This is a genomic window from Streptomyces sp. Je 1-369, assembly GCF_026810505.1.
GTDB lineage: Bacteria > Actinomycetota > Actinomycetes > Streptomycetales > Streptomycetaceae > Streptomyces.
Genome location: NZ_CP101750.1, coordinates 1,633,924 through 1,657,238 on the forward strand (window position 1 = coordinate 1,633,924; position 23,315 = coordinate 1,657,238).

The 23,315-nt window shown below is 70.3% G+C and carries 19 protein-coding genes and 1 pseudogene; 4 read left to right on the top strand and 16 right to left on the bottom strand.

Annotated features, from left to right (window positions below; genetic code table 11):
- Positions 1-3: 3 nt before the first annotated feature.
- Positions 4-717, bottom strand: a complete 714-nt coding sequence (locus tag NOO62_RS07445; RefSeq protein ID WP_268770112.1) for an MBL fold metallo-hydrolase — start codon at positions 715-717, stop codon at positions 4-6.
- A gap of 167 nt (positions 718-884) precedes the next feature.
- Between NOO62_RS07445 and NOO62_RS07450 the strand changes: the two genes are divergently transcribed.
- Together NOO62_RS07450 and NOO62_RS07455 are read left to right on the top strand one after the other, a co-directional pair.
- The gene (locus NOO62_RS07450) at positions 885-1,706 is read left to right on the top strand and encodes a peptidylprolyl isomerase (RefSeq protein WP_268770113.1); all 822 of its coding nucleotides are present in this window, start codon (positions 885-887) and stop codon (positions 1,704-1,706) included.
- 134 nt (positions 1,707-1,840) lie between these two features.
- Entirely contained in the window at positions 1,841-3,073 is a 1,233-nt protein-coding gene (locus NOO62_RS07455) for a DUF349 domain-containing protein (RefSeq protein WP_268770114.1), read from the top strand.
- A 70-nt stretch (positions 3,074-3,143) separates the two neighbouring features.
- Here NOO62_RS07455 and NOO62_RS07460 read toward each other — a convergent pair whose 3' ends face one another.
- From NOO62_RS07460 to pgsA, 15 genes and pseudogenes are all read right to left on the bottom strand, one after another.
- Positions 3,144-5,684: a RelA/SpoT family protein gene (locus NOO62_RS07460; protein ID WP_268770115.1), complete on the bottom strand. Its 2,541-nt coding sequence runs from the start codon at positions 5,682-5,684 to the stop codon at positions 3,144-3,146.
- Positions 5,685-5,913: 229 nt separating this feature from the next.
- Positions 5,914-6,462: an adenine phosphoribosyltransferase gene (locus NOO62_RS07465; protein WP_268770116.1), complete on the bottom strand. Its 549-nt coding sequence runs from the start codon at positions 6,460-6,462 to the stop codon at positions 5,914-5,916.
- A complete protein-coding gene (gene secF, locus NOO62_RS07470; RefSeq protein ID WP_268770117.1) occupies positions 6,459-7,586 on the bottom strand; it encodes a protein translocase subunit SecF in 1,128 nt (375 codons plus the stop codon). The genes NOO62_RS07465 and secF overlap by 4 nt, the downstream gene beginning before the upstream one ends.
- Position 7,587: 1 nt before the next feature.
- The gene (secD, locus tag NOO62_RS07475; RefSeq protein ID WP_268770118.1) at positions 7,588-9,366 is read right to left on the bottom strand and encodes a protein translocase subunit SecD; all 1,779 of its coding nucleotides are present in this window, start codon (positions 9,364-9,366) and stop codon (positions 7,588-7,590) included.
- 162 nt (positions 9,367-9,528) lie between these two features.
- On the bottom strand, positions 9,529-9,993 hold the full coding sequence (gene yajC, locus NOO62_RS07480) for a preprotein translocase subunit YajC (protein WP_268770119.1): 465 nt from the start codon (positions 9,991-9,993) through the stop codon (positions 9,529-9,531).
- Positions 9,994-10,189: 196 nt separating this feature from the next.
- Positions 10,190-11,272, bottom strand: a complete 1,083-nt coding sequence (gene ruvB / locus NOO62_RS07485) for a Holliday junction branch migration DNA helicase RuvB (RefSeq protein WP_268770120.1) — start codon at positions 11,270-11,272, stop codon at positions 10,190-10,192.
- A 101-nt stretch (positions 11,273-11,373) separates the two neighbouring features.
- The gene (gene ruvA, locus NOO62_RS07490; protein WP_268770121.1) at positions 11,374-11,985 is read right to left on the bottom strand and encodes a Holliday junction branch migration protein RuvA; all 612 of its coding nucleotides are present in this window, start codon (positions 11,983-11,985) and stop codon (positions 11,374-11,376) included.
- Positions 11,982-12,584, bottom strand: a complete 603-nt coding sequence (gene ruvC, locus NOO62_RS07495) for a crossover junction endodeoxyribonuclease RuvC (protein ID WP_268770122.1) — start codon at positions 12,582-12,584, stop codon at positions 11,982-11,984. Before ruvC ends, ruvA begins: the two co-directional genes overlap by 4 nt.
- 128 nt (positions 12,585-12,712) lie before the next feature.
- Complete coding sequence (locus NOO62_RS07500; protein WP_268770123.1) at positions 12,713-13,465, bottom strand: YebC/PmpR family DNA-binding transcriptional regulator; 753 nt, start codon at positions 13,463-13,465, stop codon at positions 12,713-12,715.
- Positions 13,466-13,548: 83 nt separating this feature from the next.
- Positions 13,549-14,151, bottom strand: coding sequence for a pyridoxal 5'-phosphate synthase glutaminase subunit PdxT (pdxT, locus tag NOO62_RS07505; RefSeq protein WP_268770124.1), 603 nt, complete (start codon positions 14,149-14,151; stop codon positions 13,549-13,551).
- Complete coding sequence (gene pdxS, locus NOO62_RS07510; RefSeq protein ID WP_268770125.1) at positions 14,151-15,065, bottom strand: pyridoxal 5'-phosphate synthase lyase subunit PdxS; 915 nt, start codon at positions 15,063-15,065, stop codon at positions 14,151-14,153. Before pdxS ends, pdxT begins: the two co-directional genes overlap by 1 nt.
- A gap of 151 nt (positions 15,066-15,216) precedes the next feature.
- Positions 15,217-15,762, bottom strand: a complete 546-nt coding sequence (locus NOO62_RS07515) for a hypothetical protein (RefSeq protein ID WP_268770126.1) — start codon at positions 15,760-15,762, stop codon at positions 15,217-15,219.
- A gap of 488 nt (positions 15,763-16,250) precedes the next feature.
- Positions 16,251-17,414 (bottom strand): glycosyltransferase family 4 protein, encoded by a 1,164-nt coding sequence (locus NOO62_RS07520; protein ID WP_268770127.1) that lies wholly within the window; start codon positions 17,412-17,414, stop codon positions 16,251-16,253.
- Complete coding sequence (locus NOO62_RS07525; protein ID WP_268770128.1) at positions 17,411-18,331, bottom strand: phosphatidylinositol mannoside acyltransferase; 921 nt, start codon at positions 18,329-18,331, stop codon at positions 17,411-17,413. The genes NOO62_RS07520 and NOO62_RS07525 overlap by 4 nt, the downstream gene beginning before the upstream one ends.
- Positions 18,328-19,055: pseudogene (pgsA, locus tag NOO62_RS07530) on the bottom strand (phosphatidylinositol phosphate synthase). The gene NOO62_RS07525 and the pseudogene pgsA overlap by 4 nt, the downstream one beginning before the upstream one ends.
- A 202-nt stretch (positions 19,056-19,257) precedes the next feature.
- Here pgsA and NOO62_RS07535 point away from each other — a divergent pair.
- Positions 19,258-21,465, top strand: a complete 2,208-nt coding sequence (locus NOO62_RS07535) for an elongation factor G-like protein EF-G2 (RefSeq protein ID WP_268770129.1) — start codon at positions 19,258-19,260, stop codon at positions 21,463-21,465.
- A gap of 180 nt (positions 21,466-21,645) precedes the next feature.
- Entirely contained in the window at positions 21,646-23,313 is a 1,668-nt protein-coding gene (locus tag NOO62_RS07540) for a hypothetical protein (protein ID WP_268770130.1), read from the top strand.
- The last annotated feature ends 2 nt before the right edge of the window (positions 23,314-23,315 follow it).

Genomic DNA, 23,315 nt, shown 5'->3' on the forward strand with positions numbered 1-23,315 from the left:
TCGTCACATTCCTCGTCGCGGGGCGGACGTGGGGTCCGCGCCCAGGCCGGAGGCCACCTGCCGCAGATACGGGTTGGTGGCGCGCTCCTGGCCGATGGATGTCTGGGGGCCGTGGCCGGACAGCACCACGGTCGAGTCGTCGAGCGGCAGGCACACGCGGCCCAGCGATTCGAGGATCTCGGTGTGGCTGCCGCCGGGCAGGTCGGTGCGTCCGATGGAGCCGGCGAAGAGCAGATCGCCCGAGAAGAAGACCGAGGGGATCTCCTGCGTCTCGGGCATCTGGAAGGTCACCGACCCCTTCGTATGGCCCGGCGCGTGCGCGACGGAGAAGTCGAGCCCGGCCAGCTTCAGCCCCGCACCGTCGGACAGCTCCCGCACGTCGTCCGGCTCCCCCACCGTCAGCTCGCCCATGAGCGGCATCCCGATGGAGCGGCCGAGCGCCTTCTCGGGGTCGCTCATCATGTACCGGTCCGAGGGGTGGATCCACGCCGGTACGTCGTGCGCCCCGCAGACCGGGACGACCGACGCGACGTGGTCGATGTGGCCGTGGGTGAGGATGACCGCGACGGGCTTGAGCCGATGCTTCTTGAGTGCGTCCTCGACTCCCTGGGCGGCCTGGTGGCCCGGGTCGATGATCACGCACTCCTCGCCTGCGGCGGGGGCGACCAGGTAGCAGTTGGTGCCCCAGGCCCCGGCGGGGAACCCGGCAATGAGCACGATCGTCCTTCGTTCGTCGTCCGGCGGCGGGTGACCGCGGCCCCCGGCGGGAGAACGCGGCAGATCAGAGCCTACCGGCGCTGCCGATTCCACAGGTAACCCATATACGGTACGGGGCACTACGCGGCGCATGCCGAGACATGCGCGGGAGAAGGGGAGAAGAGCCGGTGGTCAGCCAGGAACAGCGGCGCAAGCAGCTCGCCCGGGAGAAGATGGTGCGCCAGCAGGAGCGGCGGGAGGCCGCGCGGCGCAGGGCACGGGCGCGCAACGCGGTGATCGCGGGCGCCCTCGCCGTGGTCGTGGCGGGCGGCGCCGTGTCGTACGCGGCGGGAGCCTTCGACGGGGACGGCACCAAGGATGGCGCGAGCGCACAGCCCAGCAGCGCGCCGAAGGACCCGTGCGCGAAGGCGGCGCCCGGCAAGGTGAAGCCGCTGACCTTCGACAAGGAGCCCGCGCTCACCGTCGACAAGTCCGCCGACTACACGATGGACTTGAGGACGACGTGCGGCGACATCGCCCTCGACCTGGACGCGGCGAAGGCCCCGCACACGGTCAACTCCTTCGCTTTCCTGGCGAAGAAGGGCTATCTCGACCACACCAAGTGCCACCGCCTGACGACGGGCGGCATCTACGTCCTGCAGTGCGGCGACCCGAAGGGCGACGGCACGGGCACCCCGGGCTACAAGATCCCGGACGAGAACCTCAAGGACAAGCGCCTCAAGGGGAAGGTGTATCCGGCGGGCACGGTCGCGATGGCGAACCAGTACAACGCGCAGACGAAGAAGGGCAGGAACAGTGGCGGCAGCCAGTTCTTCCTCGTCTACCAGGACAGTCAGCTGCCGCCCGACTACACACCGTTCGGGACCATTTCCGATTCGGGGATGAAGGTCCTGAAGAAGATCGCCGCCGCGGGTGAGAGCACCGGGCGGGGCGACGGCGCCCCGAACGCGAACGTCGTCATCGACAAGGCCACCGTCACTAAATCCTGAGCGCCGCCAGGCAAACTTCGGTCGTGCGGGATGCGGACAGCCGCCCCGCCGGTCGCCTATGTTGGCGGAGACGAAACTGTGGACGATGCCGGGGGCCCCGAGGCCCTGCGCAGGCATCATGTGGAGGAGGCGCTGTGAGCAGCGACCCGTGGGGCCGCGTCGACGAGACGGGGACCGTGTACGTGCGTACGGCCGACGGCGGCGAGCGAGTGGTCGGTTCGTGGCAGGCAGGATCTCCGGATGAGGCCCTCGCCTACTTCGAGCGCAAGTACGACGGTCTGGTCGTCGAGATCGGACTTCTCGAGCGCCGGGTCAAGACCACCGACCTGTCGGCCAAGGACGCCATGACCGCCATCGATCACCTGCGTCAGCAGGTCGACGAGGCGCACGCGGTCGGCGATCTGGACGCCCTGGGCAAGCGGCTCGACAAGCTCGTGGAGAGCGTCGAGGCGCGCCGCGAGGAGCGCAAGGTCCAGAAGGCCAAGCAGTCCGACGAGGCGCGGCACGCCAAGGAGGCGCTGGTCGTCGAGGCCGAGGAGCTGGCCCAGAGCGAGCAGTGGCGGGCGGCCGGTGAGCGGCTGCGGGCCCTGGTGGACACCTGGAAGGGGCTGCCGCGGCTCGACCGCAAGTCGGACGACGAACTGTGGCACCGCTTCTCGCACGCCCGCTCGGCGTTCTCCAAGCGCCGCAAGGCGCACTTCGCGTCGCTCGACGCGCAGCGTGAGGATGCCCGCAAGGCCAAGGAGAAGCTGGTCGGCGAGGCCGAGGCCCTGTCGAAGTCGACGGACTGGGGCCCGACGGCCGCGCGGTACCGCGAGCTGATGGCCGACTGGAAGGCCGCGGGCCGTGCCCAGCGCGAGCACGAGGACGATCTGTGGAACCGCTTCCGCGGCGCCCAGGACGTGTTCTTCGCGGCGCGCAGCGCGGTCTTCGCGGAGCGTGACGCGGAGCAGGGCGAGAACCTGAAGCTGAAGGAGGAGCTGGCCGCCGAGGCGGAGAAGCTCGTCCCGGTGACGGAACTCAAGTCGGCCCGTGCCGCGTTCCGTGCCATCAACGAGCGGTGGGAGGCCATCGGCCACGTCCCGCGTGACGCACGGCCGAAGGTCGAGGGCCGGATGCACGCCGTGGAGCGGGCGCTGCAGGAGTCCGAGGAGGCCGAGTGGCGCCGGACGAACCCGGAGGCACGGGCTCGGGCCGCGGGCCTGACGGGGCAGCTGCAGGCCGCGGTGGACAAGCTGACGGAGCAGATCGAGAAGGCCCGCACCGCGGGCAACAACGCCAGGGCCGACAAGCTCCAGAAGGAACTTGACGGACGCCAGGCGCTTCTCGACCAGGCCCTCAAGGGTCTGCACGAGTTCGGCGGCTGACACGGCCCGCACCACTCATGGGTCCGCCCCCGGCGCAGAGCGCCGGGGGCGGACCCATGAGTGACGGGAGTCAGGGTCTGCGCGCCGAGGTGACCCGGTAGACGTCGTAGACGCCCTCGACTCCCCTGACGGCCTTGAGTACGTGGCCGAGGTGCTTCGGGTCGCCCATCTCGAAGGTGAAGCGGGACGTGGCGACGCGGTCGCGGGAGGTCTGCACGGCCGCCGACAGGATGTTCACGTGCTGGTCCGAGAGGATGCGCGTGACGTCCGACAGGAGGCGCGAGCGGTCCAGTGCCTCGACCTGGATGGCGACCAGGAAGACCGAGGACTGGGTGGGCGCCCACTCGACCTCGAGGATGCGCTCGGGTTCGCGCGAGAGCGAGTCGACGTTCACGCAGTCGCTGCGGTGAACCGATACGCCACTGCCGCGCGTGACGAAGCCGATGATGGGGTCGCCGGGCACGGGCGTGCAGCAGCGGGCCAGCTTGACCCACACGTCGTCGACGCCCTTGACGACGACGCCCGGGTCCGCGTTGGAGCGGCGCTTGCTGCGGCCGCGGGACGGCGGCGCGCTCTCGGCGATGTCCTCGTTGGCGGCTTCCTCGCCGCCGAGCGCCTGGACGAGCTTCTGCACGACGGACTGCGCGGTGACGTGGCCCTCGCCGATCGCCGCGTACAGCGACGAGATGTCGGGGTAGCGCATCTCGTGGGCGAGGGTGACCAGCGAGTCGCCGGTGAGGATCCGCTGGATCGGCAGGTTCTGCTTGCGCATGGCGCGCGCGATGGCGTCCTTGCCCTGCTCGATGGCCTCGTCTCGGCGCTCCTTGGAGAACCACGCGCGGATCTTGTTGCGCGCCCGCGGCGACTTGACGAAGCCGAGCCAGTCGCGGGACGGGCCCGCGCCCGCCGCCTTGGAGGTGAAGACCTCCACCAGGTCGCCGTTGTCCAGGGTCGATTCGAGCGGTACGAGGCGTCCGTTGACCCGCGCCCCTATGGTGCGGTGGCCGACCTCGGTGTGCACCGCGTACGAGAAGTCGACGGGGGTGGCGCCCGCCGGAAGCGCTATGACGTCGCCCTTCGGCGTGAAGACGAAGACCTCGTTGCGCGACAGGTCGAAGCGCAGCGACTCCAGGAACTCGCTGGGGTCCTCGGTCTCCTTCTGCCAGTCGAGGAGCTGGCGCAGCCACGCCATGTCGTTGAGGTGGTCGTCCTTGCCGCCGGCCTTCTTCGGCACGTCCGAGCGCACCTTCGAGGCGCCGGCGACGGCTTCCTGCTTGTACTTCCAGTGCGCGGCGATGCCGTACTCGGCACGGCGGTGCATGTCGAACGTACGGATCTGGAGCTCGACGGGCTTGCCGTTGGGGCCGATGACCGTCGTGTGCAGCGACTGGTACATGTTGAACTTCGGCATCGCGATGTAGTCCTTGAACCGGCCGGGGACCGGGTTCCATCGCGCGTGCACGGTGCCGAGGGCGGCGTAGCAGTCGCGGACCGTGTCGACAAGTACACGAATCCCCACCAGGTCGTAGATCTCCGCGAAGTCACGGCCGCGGACGATCATCTTCTGGTAGACGCTGTAGTAGTGCTTCGGGCGCCCTGTGACGGTCGCCTTGATGCGGGCGGCGCGCAGGTCGGCCTGGACCTCGTCGGTCACTATGGCGAGGTACTCGTCGCGCTTGGGCGCGCGCTCGGCGACGAGCCGCACGATCTCGTCGTACATCTTGGGGTAGAGGATCGCGAAGGCGAGGTCCTCCAGCTCCCACTTGATGGTGTTCATGCCCAGGCGGTGCGCCAGCGGAGCGTAGATCTCCAGGGTCTCGCGGGCCTTCTTCTCCTGCTTCTCGCGCTTGAGGTACCGCATCGTGCGCATGTTGTGCAGGCGGTCGGCGAGCTTGATGACCAGGACGCGGGGGTCCTTGGCCATGGCGACGACCATCTTGCGCACGGTCTCGGCCTGCGCGGCCTCGCCGAACTTGACCTTGTCCAGCTTGGTGACGCCGTCGACGAGCAGGGCGACCTGGTCGCCGAAGTCGCGCTTGAGGGTGTCCAGGCCGTACTCGGTGTCCTCGACGGTGTCGTGCAGGAGTCCGGCCATCAGGGTGGCCGGGTCCATGCCGAGCTCGGCGAGGATGGTCGTCACGGCGAGGGGGTGCGTGATGTACGGGTCGCCGCTCTTGCGCTTCTGGCCGCGGTGCCAGCGTTCGGCGACCTGGTAGGCCCGCTCGATCTGGCGGAGCGTCGACGTCTCGATCTTGGGATCGTTGCTGCGCACTATGCGCAGCAGGGGCTCCAGGACCGGGTTGTACGGGTTCGAGCGCTGGACGCCGAGCCGGGCGAGCCGGGCCCGCACGCGGTTGGAGGAGCCGGACCGCGCGGGCTGCCCGGTGGCGGGCCGGATCGCCGGAGCCGTCGGGTGGTGGTCCGCGGGCGGCTTCGGGCGGGGCTGCTCGGCCGGCTTGTCGCCGCGGGAGACCTCTCCCTGGGCGCGCTGTGCGGACGTGCCGCCCTGCGCGCCCGCGGCCTTCTTCGCGGGCGCCACCGATCCGGCCGAGGCCTCCTTGCCCTGCTGGGCGGCCTTGGCGGCGGTGAGTGGCTGGGACTCGTCTGGCAAGAGCGCTCCCTGTGCGCGATCGGGGTCCCCCGGACAGGCCCCGAAGAGTCCATGGTATCGATCCTGGGCCGTCGGCTCGCCTTGGGCTGGTGAGACGGCTCTGTACTGGAGGAACGCGAGGGACGTACGGCGGATTCCCCCGGAACCGTCCAGAGCGGGATCCGGCCGAAACGACGACGGGCGTCCCGGTGGGTACCGGAACGCCCGTCGTACGGTCCTGCGAGCCGTCTCAGACGGTGATCAACGCCTCCAGCGGCGCCCCACCCAGCGCCTGCTCCAGCCTGCGCCGGCCGTCGAGGAAGCCGAGCTCCATGAGGACCGCGACTCCCGCCACCTCGGCGCCCGAGCGCCGGACCAGGTCCAGCGAGGCCGCCGCGGTGCCGCCGGTGGCGAGGACGTCGTCGATGACCATGACGCGGTCGCCCGCGGCCAGGTCCTCGGCGTGCACCTCGATCTCGGCGCTGCCGTACTCCAGGTCGTAGCTCTGCCGGAGCGTCGCCCCGGGGAGCTTGCCCGCCTTGCGTACGGGGATGAAGCCGAGGCCCGCGCGGAGCGCTACGGGGGCGCCGAGGATGAAGCCGCGGGCCTCCAGGCCGACGATCTTCGTGGCGCCGTGCCGCACGCTGAGGTCCGCCAGCGTCTCCGTGAGCGCCGCGAACGCGGCCGGATCGGCGAGGAGTGGCGTGATGTCCTTGAACACCACGCCCGGCTTCGGGTAGTCCGGGACGTCACGGATGCGGCTGAGCAGCAGCTCCGTGACGCCTGCGAGCTCGGTCATCGGCGCTTCCCCGAGGGCCGGCCACGGCCGCGGTTGCGCGACGCGGGCTGGCTGCGGGGACCGACGACGGCCGGGGCGGCGTCACCGGACTCGATGTCGTCCTCCGGCTCCTCGTCGGCGAAGGACTCCGGCGCCTCCGCGGACTCGCCCTTGGCCGCGGCCGCCGCGCGCTTGGCGAGCACCCGCTTCTTGAGGGCCTTCATCTGCGGCTCGCGCTCCTTGAAGTCGGCGACGAGCGGCGTGGCGATGAAGATCGAGGAGTACGCACCGGCCGCGAGGCCGACGAACAGCGACAGCGAGATGTCGTTCAGCATGCCGGCACCCAGGGCGCCACCACCGATGAACAGCAGGCCCGCCACCGGGAGCAGCGCGACGACCGTGGTGTTGATGGAACGCACCAGGGTGCCGTTGATGCTGCGGTTGGCGAGTTCGCTGTACGTGTACCTCGTCTGCTTGGTGATGTCCTTCGACTGCTCCTTCAAGCTGTCGAAGACCACCACCGTGTCGTAGAGCGAGTAACCGAGAATGGTCAGCAGACCGATCACCGTGCCCGGGGTGACCTCGAAGCCGACCAGCGCGTACACACCCACGGTGATGGTGATGTCGTGGATCAGCGCGATCAGGGCCGCCAGGGCCATGCGCCACTCGAAGGCGATGGCCAGGTAGATCACGACGAGGACCATGAAGATCGCCAGGCCCTGCCAGGCCTTGTTGGCGATCTGGTCGCCCCAGCTGGGGCCGACGAGGTCGGCGTCGATGTCGCCGGCCTTGACGTCCAGGTCCTCGGCCAGCGCGTTCTTGATCTGGTCGGACTTCTTGATGTCGACGCCCGCGATCTGGATGCGGAGCTTGTCGTCACCCAGCTTCTGGACGATCGCGTCGTGGCCGGACGCCTTCTCCGCGGCCTCCTCGGCCTGGGAGACCGAGACGCTGGTCTTCGGGGTGTTGAAGACGGCGCCGCCCTCGAACTCGATGCCCATGTTCAGGCCGCGCACCGCCAGGCCGACGATGGCCGTGATGGTGATCAGTATCGAGATGCCGTACCAGATCTTGCGCTTGCCGACGAAGTCGTAGCCGACCTCACCGCGGTAGAGCCTGGCGCCGAGATTGCCGAGCTTCGACATCTCACGCCTCCTTCGGGTCGACAGGGCCGGCGGTGGGTGCGGTGGTGCGGCGCGACCGGCGCAGCGGCGGCTTGGCGCCGAGCCGCTTCGGGTCGAGACCGGACCACTTGTGGCCGCTCGCGAAGAACTTCTTGCGCGCCATCAGTGTCATCAGCGGCTTGGTGAAGAAGAACACCACGACGACGTCGAGCAGTGTGGTCAGGCCGAGCGTGAACGCGAAGCCCTGCACCTTGCCGACGGTGACGACGAAGAGGACGGCGGCGGCGAGGAACGACACGAAGTCGGAGACCAGGATGGTGCGCCGGGCGCGCGGCCAGCCCCGCTCGACGGCGGGTCGCAGCGTGCGGCCCTCACGGATCTCGTCCCGCACGCGTTCGAAGAACACGATGAACGAGTCCGCGGTGATACCGATGGCGACGATCGCACCACACACCGCGGGCAGGTTGAGCGCGAACTTAATGGTCGGGCCGAGCAGCGTCATGATCGTGTACGTCAGCGCCGCGGAGACCAGGAGGCTCGCGATGGCGATGAGCGAGAGGCCGCGGTAGTAGGCCACCAGGTAGATGATGACGAGCGCGAGACCGATGGCACCCGCGATCAGACCCGCCTTGAGCTGCTCGCCGCCGAGGGCCGGGCTGACCGTGGTGACGCTCTGCTCGTGGAAGGTCAGCGGCAGGGCGCCGTACGACAGGATGTTCGCCAGGTCCTTGGCGGAGTCCTGGTTGAAGCTGCCGGAGATCTCGGCGTTGGTGCTCAGCGCCGTACGGACGCTGGGGGCCGAGGCCACTTCGCCGTCGAGGACGATCGCGAACTGGTTCTGCGGGGGCTGCTGCTGCGACAGCTTGCCGGTGGTCTTCGCGAACTTCTTGGCGCCGCCCTTGGTGAACTCCATGTTGACGACCCAGGCACCGGACTGCTGCTGGATGGCCGCCTTGGCGTCGTCGACGTCCTTACCGTTCAGCTCGGCCGGGGCCAGGATGAACTTGTCCCAGGTCTTGCCGTCGGGGCTCTTGCCGCACGCGATGGTGGGGTCGGAGGGCTTGATGCCGCGGCCGGCCGCGGCGCGTGCCTTCTTGTCGGTGCAGTCCAGCTTGGTGAACTGCTCCTGGAGCTTGGCGGTGGCCGGGTCGGGCTTGGGCGTCTCGTCCTTCTTGCCCTCGTCCTTGGCCTTGTCCGAGGCGGACGGCGTCGGATCGTCCTTCAGGGCCTCGCTGACGGCGCGGCCCTGAGAGGTCGGATTGCCGCTCGGGGAGGTCGCCTTGTCCGTCCCCTTGTCGGTGGCCTTGTCGGTCGCCTTGTCCTTGTCCTTGTCCTTGCCCTTTTCCTTGTCCGTCCCGGACGAGGGGCTGGTGGACGGCTCCGGCGTGGGCTGACCGGGGGCCTGCGTGATCACCGGGCGGAAGTAGAGCTGAGCGGTCGTACCGACCTGCTCGCGCGCCTGCTTCTCGTTCGAACCCTTGGGGATGTTGACGATGATGTTCTTCTCGCCCTGGGTCTGAACCTCGGCCTCGGAGACACCCAGCCCGTTGACACGGTTGTTGATGATGTCAACCGCGGTGTTCATGTTGTCCGGGTTGATCGCGTTCTTCTGGCCCGGCTCGTTCTTCGCCTCGAGCGTGATGCTCGTGCCGCCGGCGAGGTCGATGCCCAGGCGCGGCGTGGTGTGTCCGGAAAGGAACATTCCCCCGGTCAGCGCCACGAGGGCAATCAGGATGAAGACCAGCGAGCGTCCCGGCTTACCCGGGGCGCTCTGCCTTCGGCCCTTCTTCGGTGCTGCCACCTTCTCGTTCTCCCTGTCCAACCGCCCGGACTCCGGTCTGCCCCCCTGCAGTGCGGGAGCCCGGGCGGGCGGCCATGAAGTGGTGTCGAGATTCGGCGCGAAATGCACGTGGTCCGGGGCCCGTGGTGCGCGAGCGGCGCGCCCCACCAACCCCGGTCGTGACTACTTCGCGTCGGACTCGCCGTCGGTCTTCTTCGGCTCCGCGTCGTCGGCCCCGGCGGCCGCGTCCTTCTTGCCGAGGTCGATGGGCGAGTCGTCGGAAGTGGCGGCGGGCTCGTCGGTCTTCTCGGTGAGGGAGGAGGCGTCGTCCGGGACGACGGGGGCGTCCTCGTTCAGGTCGTCCTCGGTGCCGTGCACGATGCGGTTGTACTCGTCGTCGTCGAGGACGGCGCCGATCGAGTTCTTCGCGTAGACCGCGTGGACACCGGGGGCCACCTCAAGGAGGACGGCTTCGTCGTGAACCTCCTTGACGGTGGCGTACATGCCACCGATCGTGCGGATGCCGGTGCCGGGCTGCATCTCGTTACGCATCGTCGCGGCGGCCTGCTGCTTCTTCTTGGCCGAGCGGGTCATCAGGAACATGGCCCCGATGAGCACGATGAACGGGAGGAGGGTCACGATATTCACGGGACGGAGTTTCCTTCGCAGACCGCGCAGGTAAGCGGCCATGGGGATGGGGGTGGGCACGCCGCCCATAAGGGCGGCATCGGCGGAGTCTAAGCGAGTCCGCACCTAACGAACAACGCTCAGCATGGCACCGCAGTTCCTGGGGGGTCGACTCTCCGCGCCGTTGTTCTCCGGCCGCGGCGCTGTCTCGCCGATATCACGTCCCGAACAGGTCCTGTTGTCCCTTTCCGCCCGCCTGCCGCGGAGGCACCAGGCCGAGGTGCGCCCATGCCGCGGGCGTCGCGACACGGCCGCGCGGGGTGCGGGCCAGCAGTCCCTCCCGTACGAGGAAGGGCTCCGCCACCTCCTCGACCGTCTCGCGCTCCTCCCCCACGGCGACCGCGAGCGTCGACAGGCCGACGGGACCGCCGCCGAACAGCTTGAGCAAGGCCTCCAGGACGGCGCGGTCGAGGCGGTCGAGGCCGCGCTCGTCCACCTCGTAGACAGCGAGGGCCGCGCCTGCGATGTCCTGGGTGATCGAGCCGTCGGCCTTCACCTGCGCATAGTCCCTGACGCGGCGCAGCAGGCGGTTGGCGATACGGGGCGTGCCGCGCGAGCGGCCCGCGATCTCAGCGGCGCCCCGCGGGTCGATCTCCACGTCGAGCAGCTGGGCGGAGCGGTGGACGACGCGCTCCAGCTCGGCGGGTTCGTAGAACTCCATGTGCGCGGTGAACCCGAAGCGGTCGCGGAGCGGCGGCGGGAGCAGTCCCGCGCGCGTGGTGGCGCCGACGAGCGTGAACGGGGGCAGTTCGAGGGGGATGGCGGTGGCGCCGGGGCCCTTGCCGACGATGACGTCGACGCGGAAGTCCTCCATGGCCATGTAGAGCATTTCCTCGGCGGGCCGTGACATCCGGTGGATCTCGTCCAGGAAGAGCACCTCTCCCTCCTGGAGGGAGGAGAGGATCGCGGCCAGGTCGCCCGCGTGCTGGATGGCGGGGCCACTGGTGATGCGGATGGGGGCGCCCATCTCGGCGGCGATGATCATCGATAGGGTCGTTTTGCCGAGGCCGGGGGCTCCGGAGAGCAGCACGTGGTCGGCGGTGGCGCCGCGCGCGCGGGCCGCACGCAGGACGAGGTCGAGCTGTTCGCGGACCTTCTCCTGGCCGATGAACTCGCCCAGGTCCTTGGGGCGCAGGGCGGCCTCGACCGCCTGGTCCTCGCCGTCGGCGGACGCACCGACGAGCCGCTCGGCCGCGTCGGCGGCTTCGGCGGCGTCGTGGGTGGGGTCGTCCCAGTTCATGCGGTGTGCCTCGCGATGCGGTCGGTTCCGGGGGTGGCCGTCGGGGGGAGCTGACGGGTGGGGTGCGCGGTGTCAGCGGGTGCGGGATGCGGGATGCGGTGTCAGCGGGTGCGGTTCAGGGTCTGGAGTGCGGCCTTCAGGAGCTGGCCGACCTGCGGGGTGCCTTCCGTCGCCTCGGCCTGGGGGGTGACGGCGACAACGGCTTCGTCGGCCTCGCGCGTGGCGTACCCGAGGCCGATCAGGGCCGCGTGCAGCTGGTCGCGCCAGCCCGCGGTGACGGCCTTGCCGATCGCGGGGCCGCCGGTGCCGAGGGGCTCGCCGAGGCGGTCCTTGTACTCCAGGAGGAGCTTCTGGGCGCCCTTCTTGCCGATGCCGGGGACGGCGGTGAGTGCCTTCTCGTCGCCGGTGGAGACCGCTCGGCGCAGGGCGTCGGGGCTGTGCACGGCGAGCATGGCCTGGGCGAGGCGCGGGCCGACGCCGCTCGCGGTCTGCAGCAGCTCGAAGGTCTGGCGCTCGTCGTCGTCCGCGAAGCCGTAGAGGGTCAGGGAGTCCTCGCGCACGACCAGGGAGGTGGCGAGCTTGGCCTGCTGGCCGACGCGGAGGGTGGAGAGCGTGTTCGGCGTGCACTGGACGGCCATGCCGATGCCGCCCACCTCGACCACCGCGGCATCGGGGGCGAGGGCGGCGACGGGGCCGCTGACGAAGGCGATCATGCGGTACGGCCTTTCTGTGCTGTTTGTGCTGTCTGTGCCGTCTGTGTCTTCGGGGTCCTGGCCGCGTGTGCGGCCACGGCCTGCTGGAGGCGGTTCTGGGCGACGGCCTGCTGCAGGCGGTGCTGCGCGGGGGCACGCCAGATGTGGCAGATGGCCAGGGCGAGGGCGTCCGCGGCGTCCGCGGGTCTGGGCGGTGCGTCGAGCCTGAGGAGGCGGGTGACCATCGCGCCGACCTGTGCCTTGTCGGCGCGGCCGCTGCCGGTGACGGCGGCCTTGACCTCGCTGGGGGTGTGCAGGGCGACGGGGATGCCGCGGCGCGACGCGCAGAGCATGGCTACGGCGCTGGCCTGGGCGGTGCCCATGACCGTACGGACGTTGTGCTGGCTGAAGACCCGCTCCACGGCGACGACTTCCGGCTCGTGCTCGTCGAGCCACTGCTCGATGCCGCGCTCGATGGCGACGAGCCGGTGCCCCAACTCGGCGTCGGCCGGGGTCCGCACGACTCCGACGCCGCGCATGGTCAGCGGCCGTCCCGCGACGCCTTCGACGACTCCCACACCGCACCGGGTCAGCCCCGGGTCGACCCCCAACACGCGCACGTAGCCCCTCCAATCGCCTGTCCGTGCAGGCTATCGGGTCCCTCTGACAACGCGATGGGCCGACGGGGCGTGTCCCGTCGGCCCATCGCACGCCCCAGGGGGGCGCGGGGAACTGCGCGAGCGAATACCTACGCGTCGACCTTCGCCATGACCTCGTCGGAGACGTCGAAGTTGGCGAAGACGTTCTGCACGTCGTCGCTGTCCTCCAGGGCGTCGATCAGCTTGAAGATCTTCCGGGCGCCGTCCTCGTCCAGTTCGACCTGCATGGTCGGGACGAAGTTGGCGTCCGCCGAGTCGTACTCGATGCCGGCGTCCTGGAGCGCGGTGCGGACCGCGACCATGTCGGTGGCCTCGGAGAGCACCTCGAAGGACTCGCCGAGGTCGTTGACCTCTTCGGCGCCCGCGTCAAGGACCGCGCCCAGGACGTCGTCCTCGGACAGCTCGCCCTTGGGGACGATGACGACGCCCTTGCGGTTGAAGAGGTACGAGACGGAGCCCGGGTCGGCCATCGAGCCGCCGTTGCGCGTCATGGCGACGCGCACGTCGGAGGCGGCGCGGTTGCGGTTGTCGGTGAGGCACTCGATGAGCACCGCGACGCCGTTCGGGCCGTAGCCCTCGTACATGATCGTCTCGTAGTCGGCGCCACCGGCTTCGAGGCCGGCACCACGCTTGACGGCGGAGTCGATGTTCTTGTTCGGGACCGAGCTCTTCTTGGCCTTCTGGATGGCGTCGAAGAGGGTCGGGTTACCCGACACGTCGGCGCCGCCCGTGCGGGCCGCGACCTCGATGTTCTTGATCATCTTCGCGAAGAGCTTGCCGCGCTTGGCGTCGATCACGGCCTTCTTGTGCTTCGTCGTAGCCCATTTAGAGTGGCCGGACATCTGCCTGTCTCCTTCGCGTTACCCAACAACCAGTACGAACTCTCCCAGAGGTTAAGGCCCCGGGGGGATCCCCGGAGATCCTACTAGGATCCCGCCCGCGGGTTACCCCGCGCCATCTCCACGAACAGCGCGTGGATCCGGTGGTCGCCCGTCAGCTCGGGGTGGAACGACGTGGCGAGGGCATTCCCCTGGCGTACGGCGACGATGTGGCCCTCGTGCTCGGCGAGCACGTCGACCTCGGCACCGACGGACTCCACCCAGGGGGCACGGATGAAGACGCCCTCCACGGGGGCTCCTTCGACGCCCCGGACGTCGACGGCCGCCTCGAACGACTCGTTCTGCCGCCCGAACGCGTTGCGCCGCACGATCATGTCGATGCCGCCCACCGTCTCCTGGCCCGAGCGCGGGTCGAGGATCTTGTCGGCGAGCATGATCATGCCCGCGCAGCTGCCGTAGACCGGCATGCCGTCCCGCACGCGCGCGCGGAGGGGCTCCATGACACCGAAGAGAGTGGCCAGCTTGGAGATGGTGGTGGACTCACCGCCGGGGATGACCAGGCCGTCGACCTCGGCGAGCTCCTCGGGGCGCCGGACCGGCCTGGCCACGGCGTCCGCCGAGGCCAGGGCGATCAGGTGCTCCCGTACGTCCCCCTGGAGGGCGAGGACGCCCACTACAGGAGTGGTCATCACCAGCCCCGGTTCGCGTAGCGCTCGGTCTCCGGCAGGGTGTCGCAGTTGATGCCGACCATGGCCTCGCCGAGGTTGCGGGAGGCGTCGGCGATGATCTTCGGGTCGTCGAAGAACGTCGTGGCCTTCACGATGGCGGCGGCGCGGCGGGCCGGGTCGCCGGACTTGAAGATGCCGGAGCCGACGAAGACGCCCTCGGCACCGAGCTGGCGCATCAGGGCGGCGTCGGCAGGGGTGGCGACGCCACCGGCGGAGAAGAGGACCACCGGGAGCTTGCCGAGCTCGGCGGTCTCCTTGACCAGCTCGTACGGGGCGCGGAGGTCCTTGGCGGCGGCGTACAGCTCGTTGTTGTCGTAGCCGCGCAGCTTGGCGATCTCGTTCTTGATCTGACGCAGGTGGCGGACGGCCTCGACGACGTTGCCGGTGCCGGCCTCGCCCTTGGAGCGGATCATCGCGGCGCCCTCGGCGATGCGGCGCAGGGCCTCGCCCAGGTTGGTGGCGCCACACACGAACGGGGTCGTGAAGGCGAACTTGTCGCTGTGGTTGACCTCGTCGGCCGGGGTGAGGACCTCGGACTCGTCGATGTAGTCGACGCCCAGGGACTGCAGGACCTGGGCCTCCACGAAGTGGCCGATGCGGGACTTGGCCATGACCGGGATCGAGACGGCCTCGATGATCTCTTCGATCATGTTCGGGTCGGACATCCGGGCCACGCCGCCGTCCTTGCGGATGTCGGCGGGCACCCGCTCCAGCGCCATGACGGCGACCGCGCCGGCGTCCTCGGCTATCTTCGCCTGCTCGGCGTTGACGACGTCCATGATCACGCCGCCCTTGAGCTGCTCGGCCATGCCGCGCTTGACGCGCGCGGTGCCGGTCTCGGGCGTCGGGTTGTTGCTGGAGGGGGTGCTGGACACGGAGTTGACCTCACTCGCTGGAGACGGCTTCTGCAGCTCCGAGGAAACGCCCGGTGAGCAGGCCACAGCAAGGGCCAATGGGTGAGCGGTGGCTCGTTTTTAAGCGATGTGCCTGGTCAGCGCCGTTTGCGGCCGTGCGCGGACCCCGTCGTCAGGCGGTCGCGCGGTCGGCCAGGGCCGTCGGCGGCTCGTCGTCCATCTCGAACGCCATCGGGAAGGGCGCGTGGCCCGCGAGCCGGAACCAGCGGACCGTGCGGTGGCGGCGGAGCGCGCGGGCTGCGCGTACGGCGTCGTTGTGAAAGCGGCGGGCCATCGGCACCCGGCGTACGGACGCGGCCAGCTCGGTGGCCGCCTCGTCGCCGCCGGGGGCCTCCCGTACGGCCTCGACCTGCTGGACCTCTCCGAAGATGGCGCGCAGTGCCTGGCTGAGCTCGCTCTCGGCGACCTCGCGGTGCTCCTCCTCCGCCTGCCGGGCCGCGTGCGCCGCTTCGTAGAGCACGATCGACGCGGCCGGATCGAGCACTCCGGAGGTGGCCAGTTCCTGGGCGACCGAGGCGCGGCGCAGCAGTTGGGCGTCCAGGGCGGCGCGTGCGGCGTCGATCCGGGCGTGCAGCCGGTCGAGTCGGCCGGCGGTCCAGCTCAGGTACAGGCCGATCGCGAAGAGGGCTACCGCGATCCAGATCAAGGTGGAGGTCACAGCCCGAGGCTACCTTCGGGCGTGGGCGGCTTCTGGCGTGGGCGGCTTCTGGCGTGGGCGCCTATGACCGGGCGACGGCGCCCGGCGCCCCACGCACCGTCTTCGGGGGCTCCGCCCCCGCGCCCCCGGTCCTCAATCGCCGGACGGGCTGCAATTCAGCGCCCGGCACCCGCACCCGCACCCGCACCCCCTTCACGGGATCCACCTCCGGACCCCCCGGCCCTCAAACACCGCACAGGCCGAAACTCAGCGCCCAGCACCGCACGCACCCTCTCCACGGGATCCACCCCCGGCCCCCCGTCCTCAAACACCGGACAAGCTGAAACTCAGCGCCCGACACCACACGCGCCCTCTCCACGGGATCCACCCCCGGACCCCCCGTCCTCAACGCCGGACAGGCTGAAACTCAGCGCCCGGCACCGCACGCACCCTCTCCACGGACTCCACCCCCGAACCTCCCGGCCCTCAAACGCCGCACAGGTTGGGAACTAGCCCTTCGACGCCAATCCGAACCGCGCCCGCAGTCCCGAGCGTTCGTCCTCGGCTACCGAGGTCGCGCCGTCCGTCACTGTTTCGTAGACCGCGAGGATGTCGGAGCCGACCGTCGACCAGTCGAAGCGGCGGACGTGGGCGCTGCCGCGTTCGTGCAGGCCCTGTCGGCGTTCGGGGTCGGCGAGCAGGCGTACCGCGGACTTCGCGAGGGACTCCGCGTCCTCGTTGCTGAAGAGGTCGCCCGCCGCGCCCTGGTCCAGGACCTGGGCGAACGCGTCCAGGTCGCTGGCGAGTACGGGCGCGCCCGCGGACATCGCCTCGACCAGGATGATGCCGAAGCTCTCGCCGCCGGTGTTGGGCGCGACGTACAGGTCGACGCTGCGCAGCAGCCGCGCCTTGTCCTCGTCGCTGACCATGCCGAGGAACTCCACCCGGGAGCGCAGCTCGGCGGGCAGGGACGCCACCGCTTCCTCCTCGTCGCCGCGGCCCGCGACGAGCAGGCGGGCGTTCGGGCGCTCGGCGAAGATCTGCGGGAGGGCCCGCATGAGGACCGGCAGGCCCTTGCGGGGCTCGTCGATGCGTCCGATGAAGCCGATCGTCTCGCCCTGCCACTCGGGCTTGGGCTCGGCGTCGGCGAAGAAGTCGACGTCGACGCCGTTGGGGATGACGACCGCGTCGCCGCCGAGGTGTTCGACGAGGGTGCGCCGCGCGTACTCGCTCACCGCGATGCGTGCGCTGATCTTCTCGAGTGCCGGCTGGAGGATCGGGTACGCGGCGATCATGGCCCGCGAGCGCGGGTTGGACGTGTGGAACGTCGCGACGATGGGGCCCTGCGCGGCCCAGCAGGTGAGCAGGCCGAGCGAGGGCGACGCGGGCTCGTGGATGTGGATGACGTCGAACGTGCCGTCGTGCAGCCAGCGGCGCACCCGCGCGGCCGACAGGAAGCCGAAGTTGAGGCGGGCCACCGAGCCGTTGTACGGCACCGGAACGGCGCGTCCCGCCGATACGACGTACGACGGAAGCGGTGTCTCGTCGTCGGCCGGGGCGAGGACGGAGACCTCGTGCCCCAGGCGGATGAGGTGCTCCGCCAGATCGCGGATGTGGAACTGGACGCCGCCCGGCACGTCCCACGAGTAGGGGCAGACGATGCCGATCCTCACGACGCCTCCCCCGCCGGTGCGGCATCGGCGCGGGGTTCCAGGTCGGCGAGCCACAGACGCTGCAGCATGTGCCAGTCCTCCGGGTGGTCGGCGATACCGGTGGCGAAGGCGTCGGCCAGCGCCTGTGTCATGGAGGACGTCTTCTCGACCCGCGTACCTGTCTCGGGGACGTCGACGGGCGGGTGGACGCGGCCCTTCATGACGGGCGAATCGTCATACCAGAGGGTGACGGGCAGCAACAGGGCTCCGGTCTGCTGGGCGAGCATCGCGGGGCCCGCGGGCATCCGGGCGGTGTCTCCGAAGAACTTCACTTCGACTCCGGAGGCGGACAGATCGCGGTCGGCGACGAGGCAGACGAGGCCGCCCGCGCGCAGGCGCCGTGCCAGGGTTCCGAAGGCGGAGCCTCCGGTGTGGGGCAGGACCTCCATGCCGAGGCTTTCGCGGTAGGCGACGAAGCGGTCGTACAGCGTCTCCGGCTTGAGGCGCTCGGCGACCGTCGTGAAGGGGGTCTCCAGTTCGGTGGTGACCCAGGCGCCCGCGAGGTCCCAGTTGCCCAGGTGCGGCAGGGCGATGATCACGCCCTTGCCGGCGGCGAGCCCGTCGGTGAGGTGGTGGACGTCCTTGACGTCGAAGCCGTTCCTGACGCGCTCCTTGCTCCAGGACGGCAGTCGGAAGGACTCCATCCAGTAGCGCAGGTAGGAGCGCATGCCCGCCTTGGAGAGCTCGGTGAGCCGCTGCGGGCTCGCGTCGGGCACCACGCGCGCGAGGTTGGACTCCAGCCGGAGCACGCCCTTGCCGCGGCGTTTCCAGACCGTGTCGGCGATGGCCCTGCCGAGCCGCTCGGCGACGGGTTCGGGAAGCTTCTTGACGGCGCTCCAACCGAGCCCGTACAGCCCGTCGGTGAGTCGGTCCTTCACTGCGCGGCCTCACTCTCCTGGGCCCCTGACGCCGTGGCGGCGTCCGCCTCCGCCGACTCCCGGCGCACGGTCACGACCCGCTGGACGAGGGTGACCATGCTGCCGGCCGCGACGGCCCACAGGGCGATGGGCAGCAGGATCTGGATGCCGGGGACGCCGAACTTGTGCAGGCCCGCGAGGCCCGCGGCGACCAGCGTGATCACCAGCCGCTCGGCGCGCTCCACCAGGCCGTTGACGGCGACGGGCAGGCCGATCGCCTCACCGCGCGCCTTCGTGTACGAGACCACCTGGCCGCTCGCCAGACAGAAGATGGAGACGGCGCAGAGGATGTTGTCGTCGCCCGATCCGGCGTACCAGAGGGCGAGGCCGCCGAAGATCGCGCTGTCCGCCACCCGGTCGAGCGTCGAGTCCAGGAACGCGCCCCAGCGGCTGGAGCGACCGAGCTGGCGGGCCATGTTGCCGTCGACGAGGTCCGAGAAGACGAACGACGTGATGACGATCACGCCCCAGAAGAGCTCGCCCCGGGGGAAGAAGACCAGCGCCCCCGCCACCACACCGGCCGTGCCGATGAAGGTGACCGCGTCGGGGCTGACCCCACGGCGGATGAGAAACGCGGCGAACGGCGTGAGGACACGCGTGAAGAATGCACGCGCGTACTTGTTCAGCATGGCCTTCCCGAGGGTTCGGTGCGCCGCGCGGCCCCGATGGCCACCGGCCGACCCATCGTAGTCACGCTGTTGACGGACCGGCTCGCCCCCTCACGATCGCGTACGACGTATGGACGCACAGTGACCCGAGTGGAAAGCTCGAAAGCATGACGGGCGCCGCCGGTGCCGCCCCGCACTCGGCCCCGCGCGTCCGCGAGCAGCCAGCATCCCCGAGGGGGCTGAGCCTCCTCACCGTGCACGTAACCGGGAGGCCAAGGCATGGGCGACAAGGCGAACGCACACCCCGGAGCCGCCGGCAGGGCAGCATCGGCCGACCACCCCGCGTCCGTACGGAATGTGGTGCTGGTCGGCCACAGCGGATCCGGCAAGACGACTCTGGTGGAGGCCCTCGCGCTGACGGCGGGGGCGGTGAACCGGGCGGGCCGCGTGGAGGACGGCGGCACCGTCTCCGACTACGACGAGATGGAGCACCGGCAGCAGCGTTCGGTGCAGCTGTCACTGGTCCCCGTCGAATGGGACGGGTTCAAGATCAACTTGCTGGACACCCCGGGTTACGCCGATTTCGTCGGCGAGCTGAGGGCCGGTCTGCGCGCCGCGGACGCGGCCCTTTTCGTCGTCTCGGCGGCCGAGGGCGTCGAGGGCATCACCGGTGCGACCCGCATGGTGTGGGAGGAGTGCGCGGCGGTCGGCATGCCGCGGGCCATCGTGATCACGCACCTGGAGTCGGCGCGTGCGGACTTCACCGCGATGACCAGCACCTGCGCGCGGGCGTTCGGCGGCGACGACCCCGACGCGGTGGTGCCGCTGTACCTGCCGCTCCACGGTGAGCAGGGGCCGGACGGCCACGCCCCGGTGACCGGCCTGATCGGGCTGCTCTCGCAGCGGATATTCGACTACGCCTCCGGGGAGCGCAAGGAGTCCGAGCCGGGCGCCGATCAGCTCCCGCTGATCGCGGAGGCGCGCAACACGCTGATCGAGGGGATCATCGCCGAGAGCGAGGACGAGTCCCTCATGGACCGTTACCTCGGCGGCGAGGACATCGACTTCAAGACATTGGTGGACGACCTGGAACGTGCGGTCGCGCGCGGCATCTTCCATCCGGTGCTGGCCGCCGCACCGGCGGCGGAGGGCGCACGCCAGGGCATCGGCACGGTCGAGCTCCTCGAGCTCATCACGGGCGGCTTCCCGACCCCGCTCGAACACCCGGCACCGGCCGTCACCACGCCGGGCGGAAAAGCGCGCCCCGCGCTGACCTGCGACCCCGAGGGCCCGCTGGCCGCCGAGGTCGTGAAGACCGCCTCCGACCCGTACGTGGGCCGGGTCTCCCTCGTCCGTGTCTTCTCCGGCACCCTGCGCCCCGACGAGACGGTGCACGTCTCCGGGCACGGCCGCACCGACCGCGGCCACGAGGACCACGACGTCGACGAGCGCATCGGCGCGCTCTCCTCCCCCTTCGGCAAGCAGCAGCGCGCCCTCACCCACTGCGTGGCGGGCGACCTGGCGTGCGTGGCCAAGCTGCACCGCGCGGAGACCGGCGACACGCTCTCCGCCAAGGACGACCCGCTCCTGATGGAGCCCTGGGACATGCCGGACCCGCTGCTGCCGCTGGCCATCCAGGCGCACAGCAAGGCCGACGAGGACAAGCTGTCGCAGGGGCTTTCGCGGCTGGTCGCCGAGGACCCCACGATGCGGCTCGAACAGAATCAGGACACGCACCAGGTTGTCCTGTGGTGTCTGGGCGAGGCGCACGCGGACGTGGCTCTGGAGCGGCTGCGCAGCCGGTACGGCGTGCAGGTCGACGTGGTGCCGTACAAGGTCTCCCTCCGGGAGACGTTCGCGGCCAGGTCCGGTGGCCGGGGCCGCCATGTGAAGCAGTCGGGCGGGCACGGGCAGTACGCGATCTGTGAGATCGAGGTGGAACCGCTGCCGGGCGGCAGCGGCATCGAGTTCGTCGACAAGGTCGTGGGCGGGTCGGTCCCGCGGCAGTTCATCCCGTCCGTCGAGAAGGGTGTGCGCGCGCAGGCGGCGAAGGGCGTCGCCGCCGGGTACGCGCTCATCGACGTACGCATCACGCTCCTCGACGGCAAGGCGCACTCGGTGGATTCCTCCGACGCCGCGTTCCAGACGGCGGGCGCGCTGGCGCTGCGGGAGGCCGCGTCCGGCGCGAAGATCCATCTGCTGGAACCGGTCGCCGAAGTGCAGGTGCTGGTCGGCGACGACTACGTCGGGGCGGTGATGAGCGACCTTTCGGGGCGGCGCGGCCGGGTGGTCGGCACCGAGCAGGCGGCGGGCGGGCGCACTCTGGTGCGGGCCGAGGTGCCCGAGATCGAGATCGGCCGGTACGCGGTGGACCTGCGGTCCCTGTCGCAGGGCACCGCGCGCTTCAACCGTACGTACGCACGCCACGAGCCGATGCCCCCGCAGCTCTCCGAACGGATCCGCGAACGGGCGCACGACGCCTCGTAGTTGCCTCCCACAAAAGCGTGCCGCTCGCCCCTCCCCCGGGCGGGCGGCATGCGGTTGCCACCTGACGGATGTCGGTGCGCCCGGATACGCTGATGACCTGATCAACAGACGCGCCTGGCGGCAACAGGTGTGCCGGGCAGGGAAGTCGGGAAGAGCCGCAGCAGCGAAGGCACCGCGGCGATGGGGGCGGCAGTGGCGGACGATGTATTCGACTTCAGGCCCGGGGCCCAGGTTCCGCTCTCGGGCTCCGCGGGACAGACGGCGGCGACCCACGCCCTGTCCTCGGCCGCGTACCGCGACGGTGATGTCGACGGCATCCTCGCGGCCAACAACGAGTGGCACAAGTCCGTGGTCAAGCCCGGCATCTGGTCGCTGTTCAAGCCGAATCTGGGTGAGGCGTTCTCGCGGACCGTGCAGGTGCGGATGCTGGGCGGCGGTCGCAGTCCGCTCATCCAGTCCTTCGGGACCGAGCCGCAGGCGGTCGTGGAGCACTGCCTCGCGGCGAACCGCATCCGCAAGGAGCGCGACAGCTGGCTGACCGCGGTGACGGTGCTGTGCGGCGTGCTCTTCCTGCCGGGTTTCATCTTCTGGCTGCTCGTCTTCACCATCCGGCGGCAGGTCACCAAGGGCGAGGACAAGCGCGCGGGCGCGCTCGCGACGGCCGTGCTGGTCGCCGTGGGTGTGCTGGCCGCCGTCGCCCTGCTCAAGCTGCCGTTCGGCGGTTTCTGGGCCTGGTATCTGCGTGCGGCGATCGTGCTGCCGGTGGTGGGCTGGTTCTGGGCGAAGCAGATCGCCGAGCGCACCGCCAGGGACCTGCGCGATCGCTGGTCCGGCCTGCTCGCGGGCGGCGGCATCGGCGCCAAGATCCCCGAGGCGGTGCCCGGCAGCCCCGGTGAGACGGCGGCCGAGCGGCTCCGGCAGGGTCTGGCCAGGCTCTCCGCCGAGCAGCAGAGCAACTCCGTGTTCTACGCGGGGCCCAAGGGCATATTGGGCATGGGCACGCGGTGGGGCAGCTGGCAGCTCGCCGAGGAGCTGGTGCCTGCCGACGCGAGCAAGGAGATCCACCCCTTCCGCAGCTGGGATGTCATACGGGCGGTGCACGACCAGCTGCGCATGCTGGAGCGCGGCCCGCTGCACACGGGCGGTTTCCCCGCCCCCGACATAAACCACTGGATCGTCTCTCCCATCGGGGAGAACGCGAAGGCGGTGTCCCGCCCCACCGGCACGGACGTCGAGGCCTTCCAGATCCGCGGCCACGAGATACAGCGGATCTGCAACGAGCAGCAGTTCGGCAGCGGCAACCGGCACTACCTGGGCGTGCAGTTCACGCTCTGGGACGGCCAGCTGGTCATCACGATGCTGATCACGGTGACCGTGCTGCACGAGACGCTGCGCATCGAGGTCACCGGCCACGCCCTGGGCCCCGTGCACCCGCTGTTCACCACGAAGCCCTCGCCGAAGACGAAGACGGTCGCCAAGCCGATCAGGTTCTGGGAGACCACCACCCGCAACCTGCCGCTGATCGACGCGGACGAGGTCGTGCGCCTCGCCGTCCGCGCCCCCTTCACCTGGTACCCGCCGGTCCTCGACCATCTCGGCGGCAAGCTGATCCTGCCCGAGCCGTTCGGTCTGCGGCACGCCTGGGCCGACAAGCCGTGGCGGCACCGTTTCATGGCGGACGACGCGCTGCGCGCCGCCACGCCGGTGCTGCGCGTGGTGCACTCCGCCGCGATCAAGGTCCTCGACGAGAACGGCGTGAACACGGAGAAGTTCGGCGCGCGATCCGGCTTCCTCAGCGGGGCCATCCAGGACCCGATGCCGAGGAAGGCGGATCTGTACGACGCGTAGCG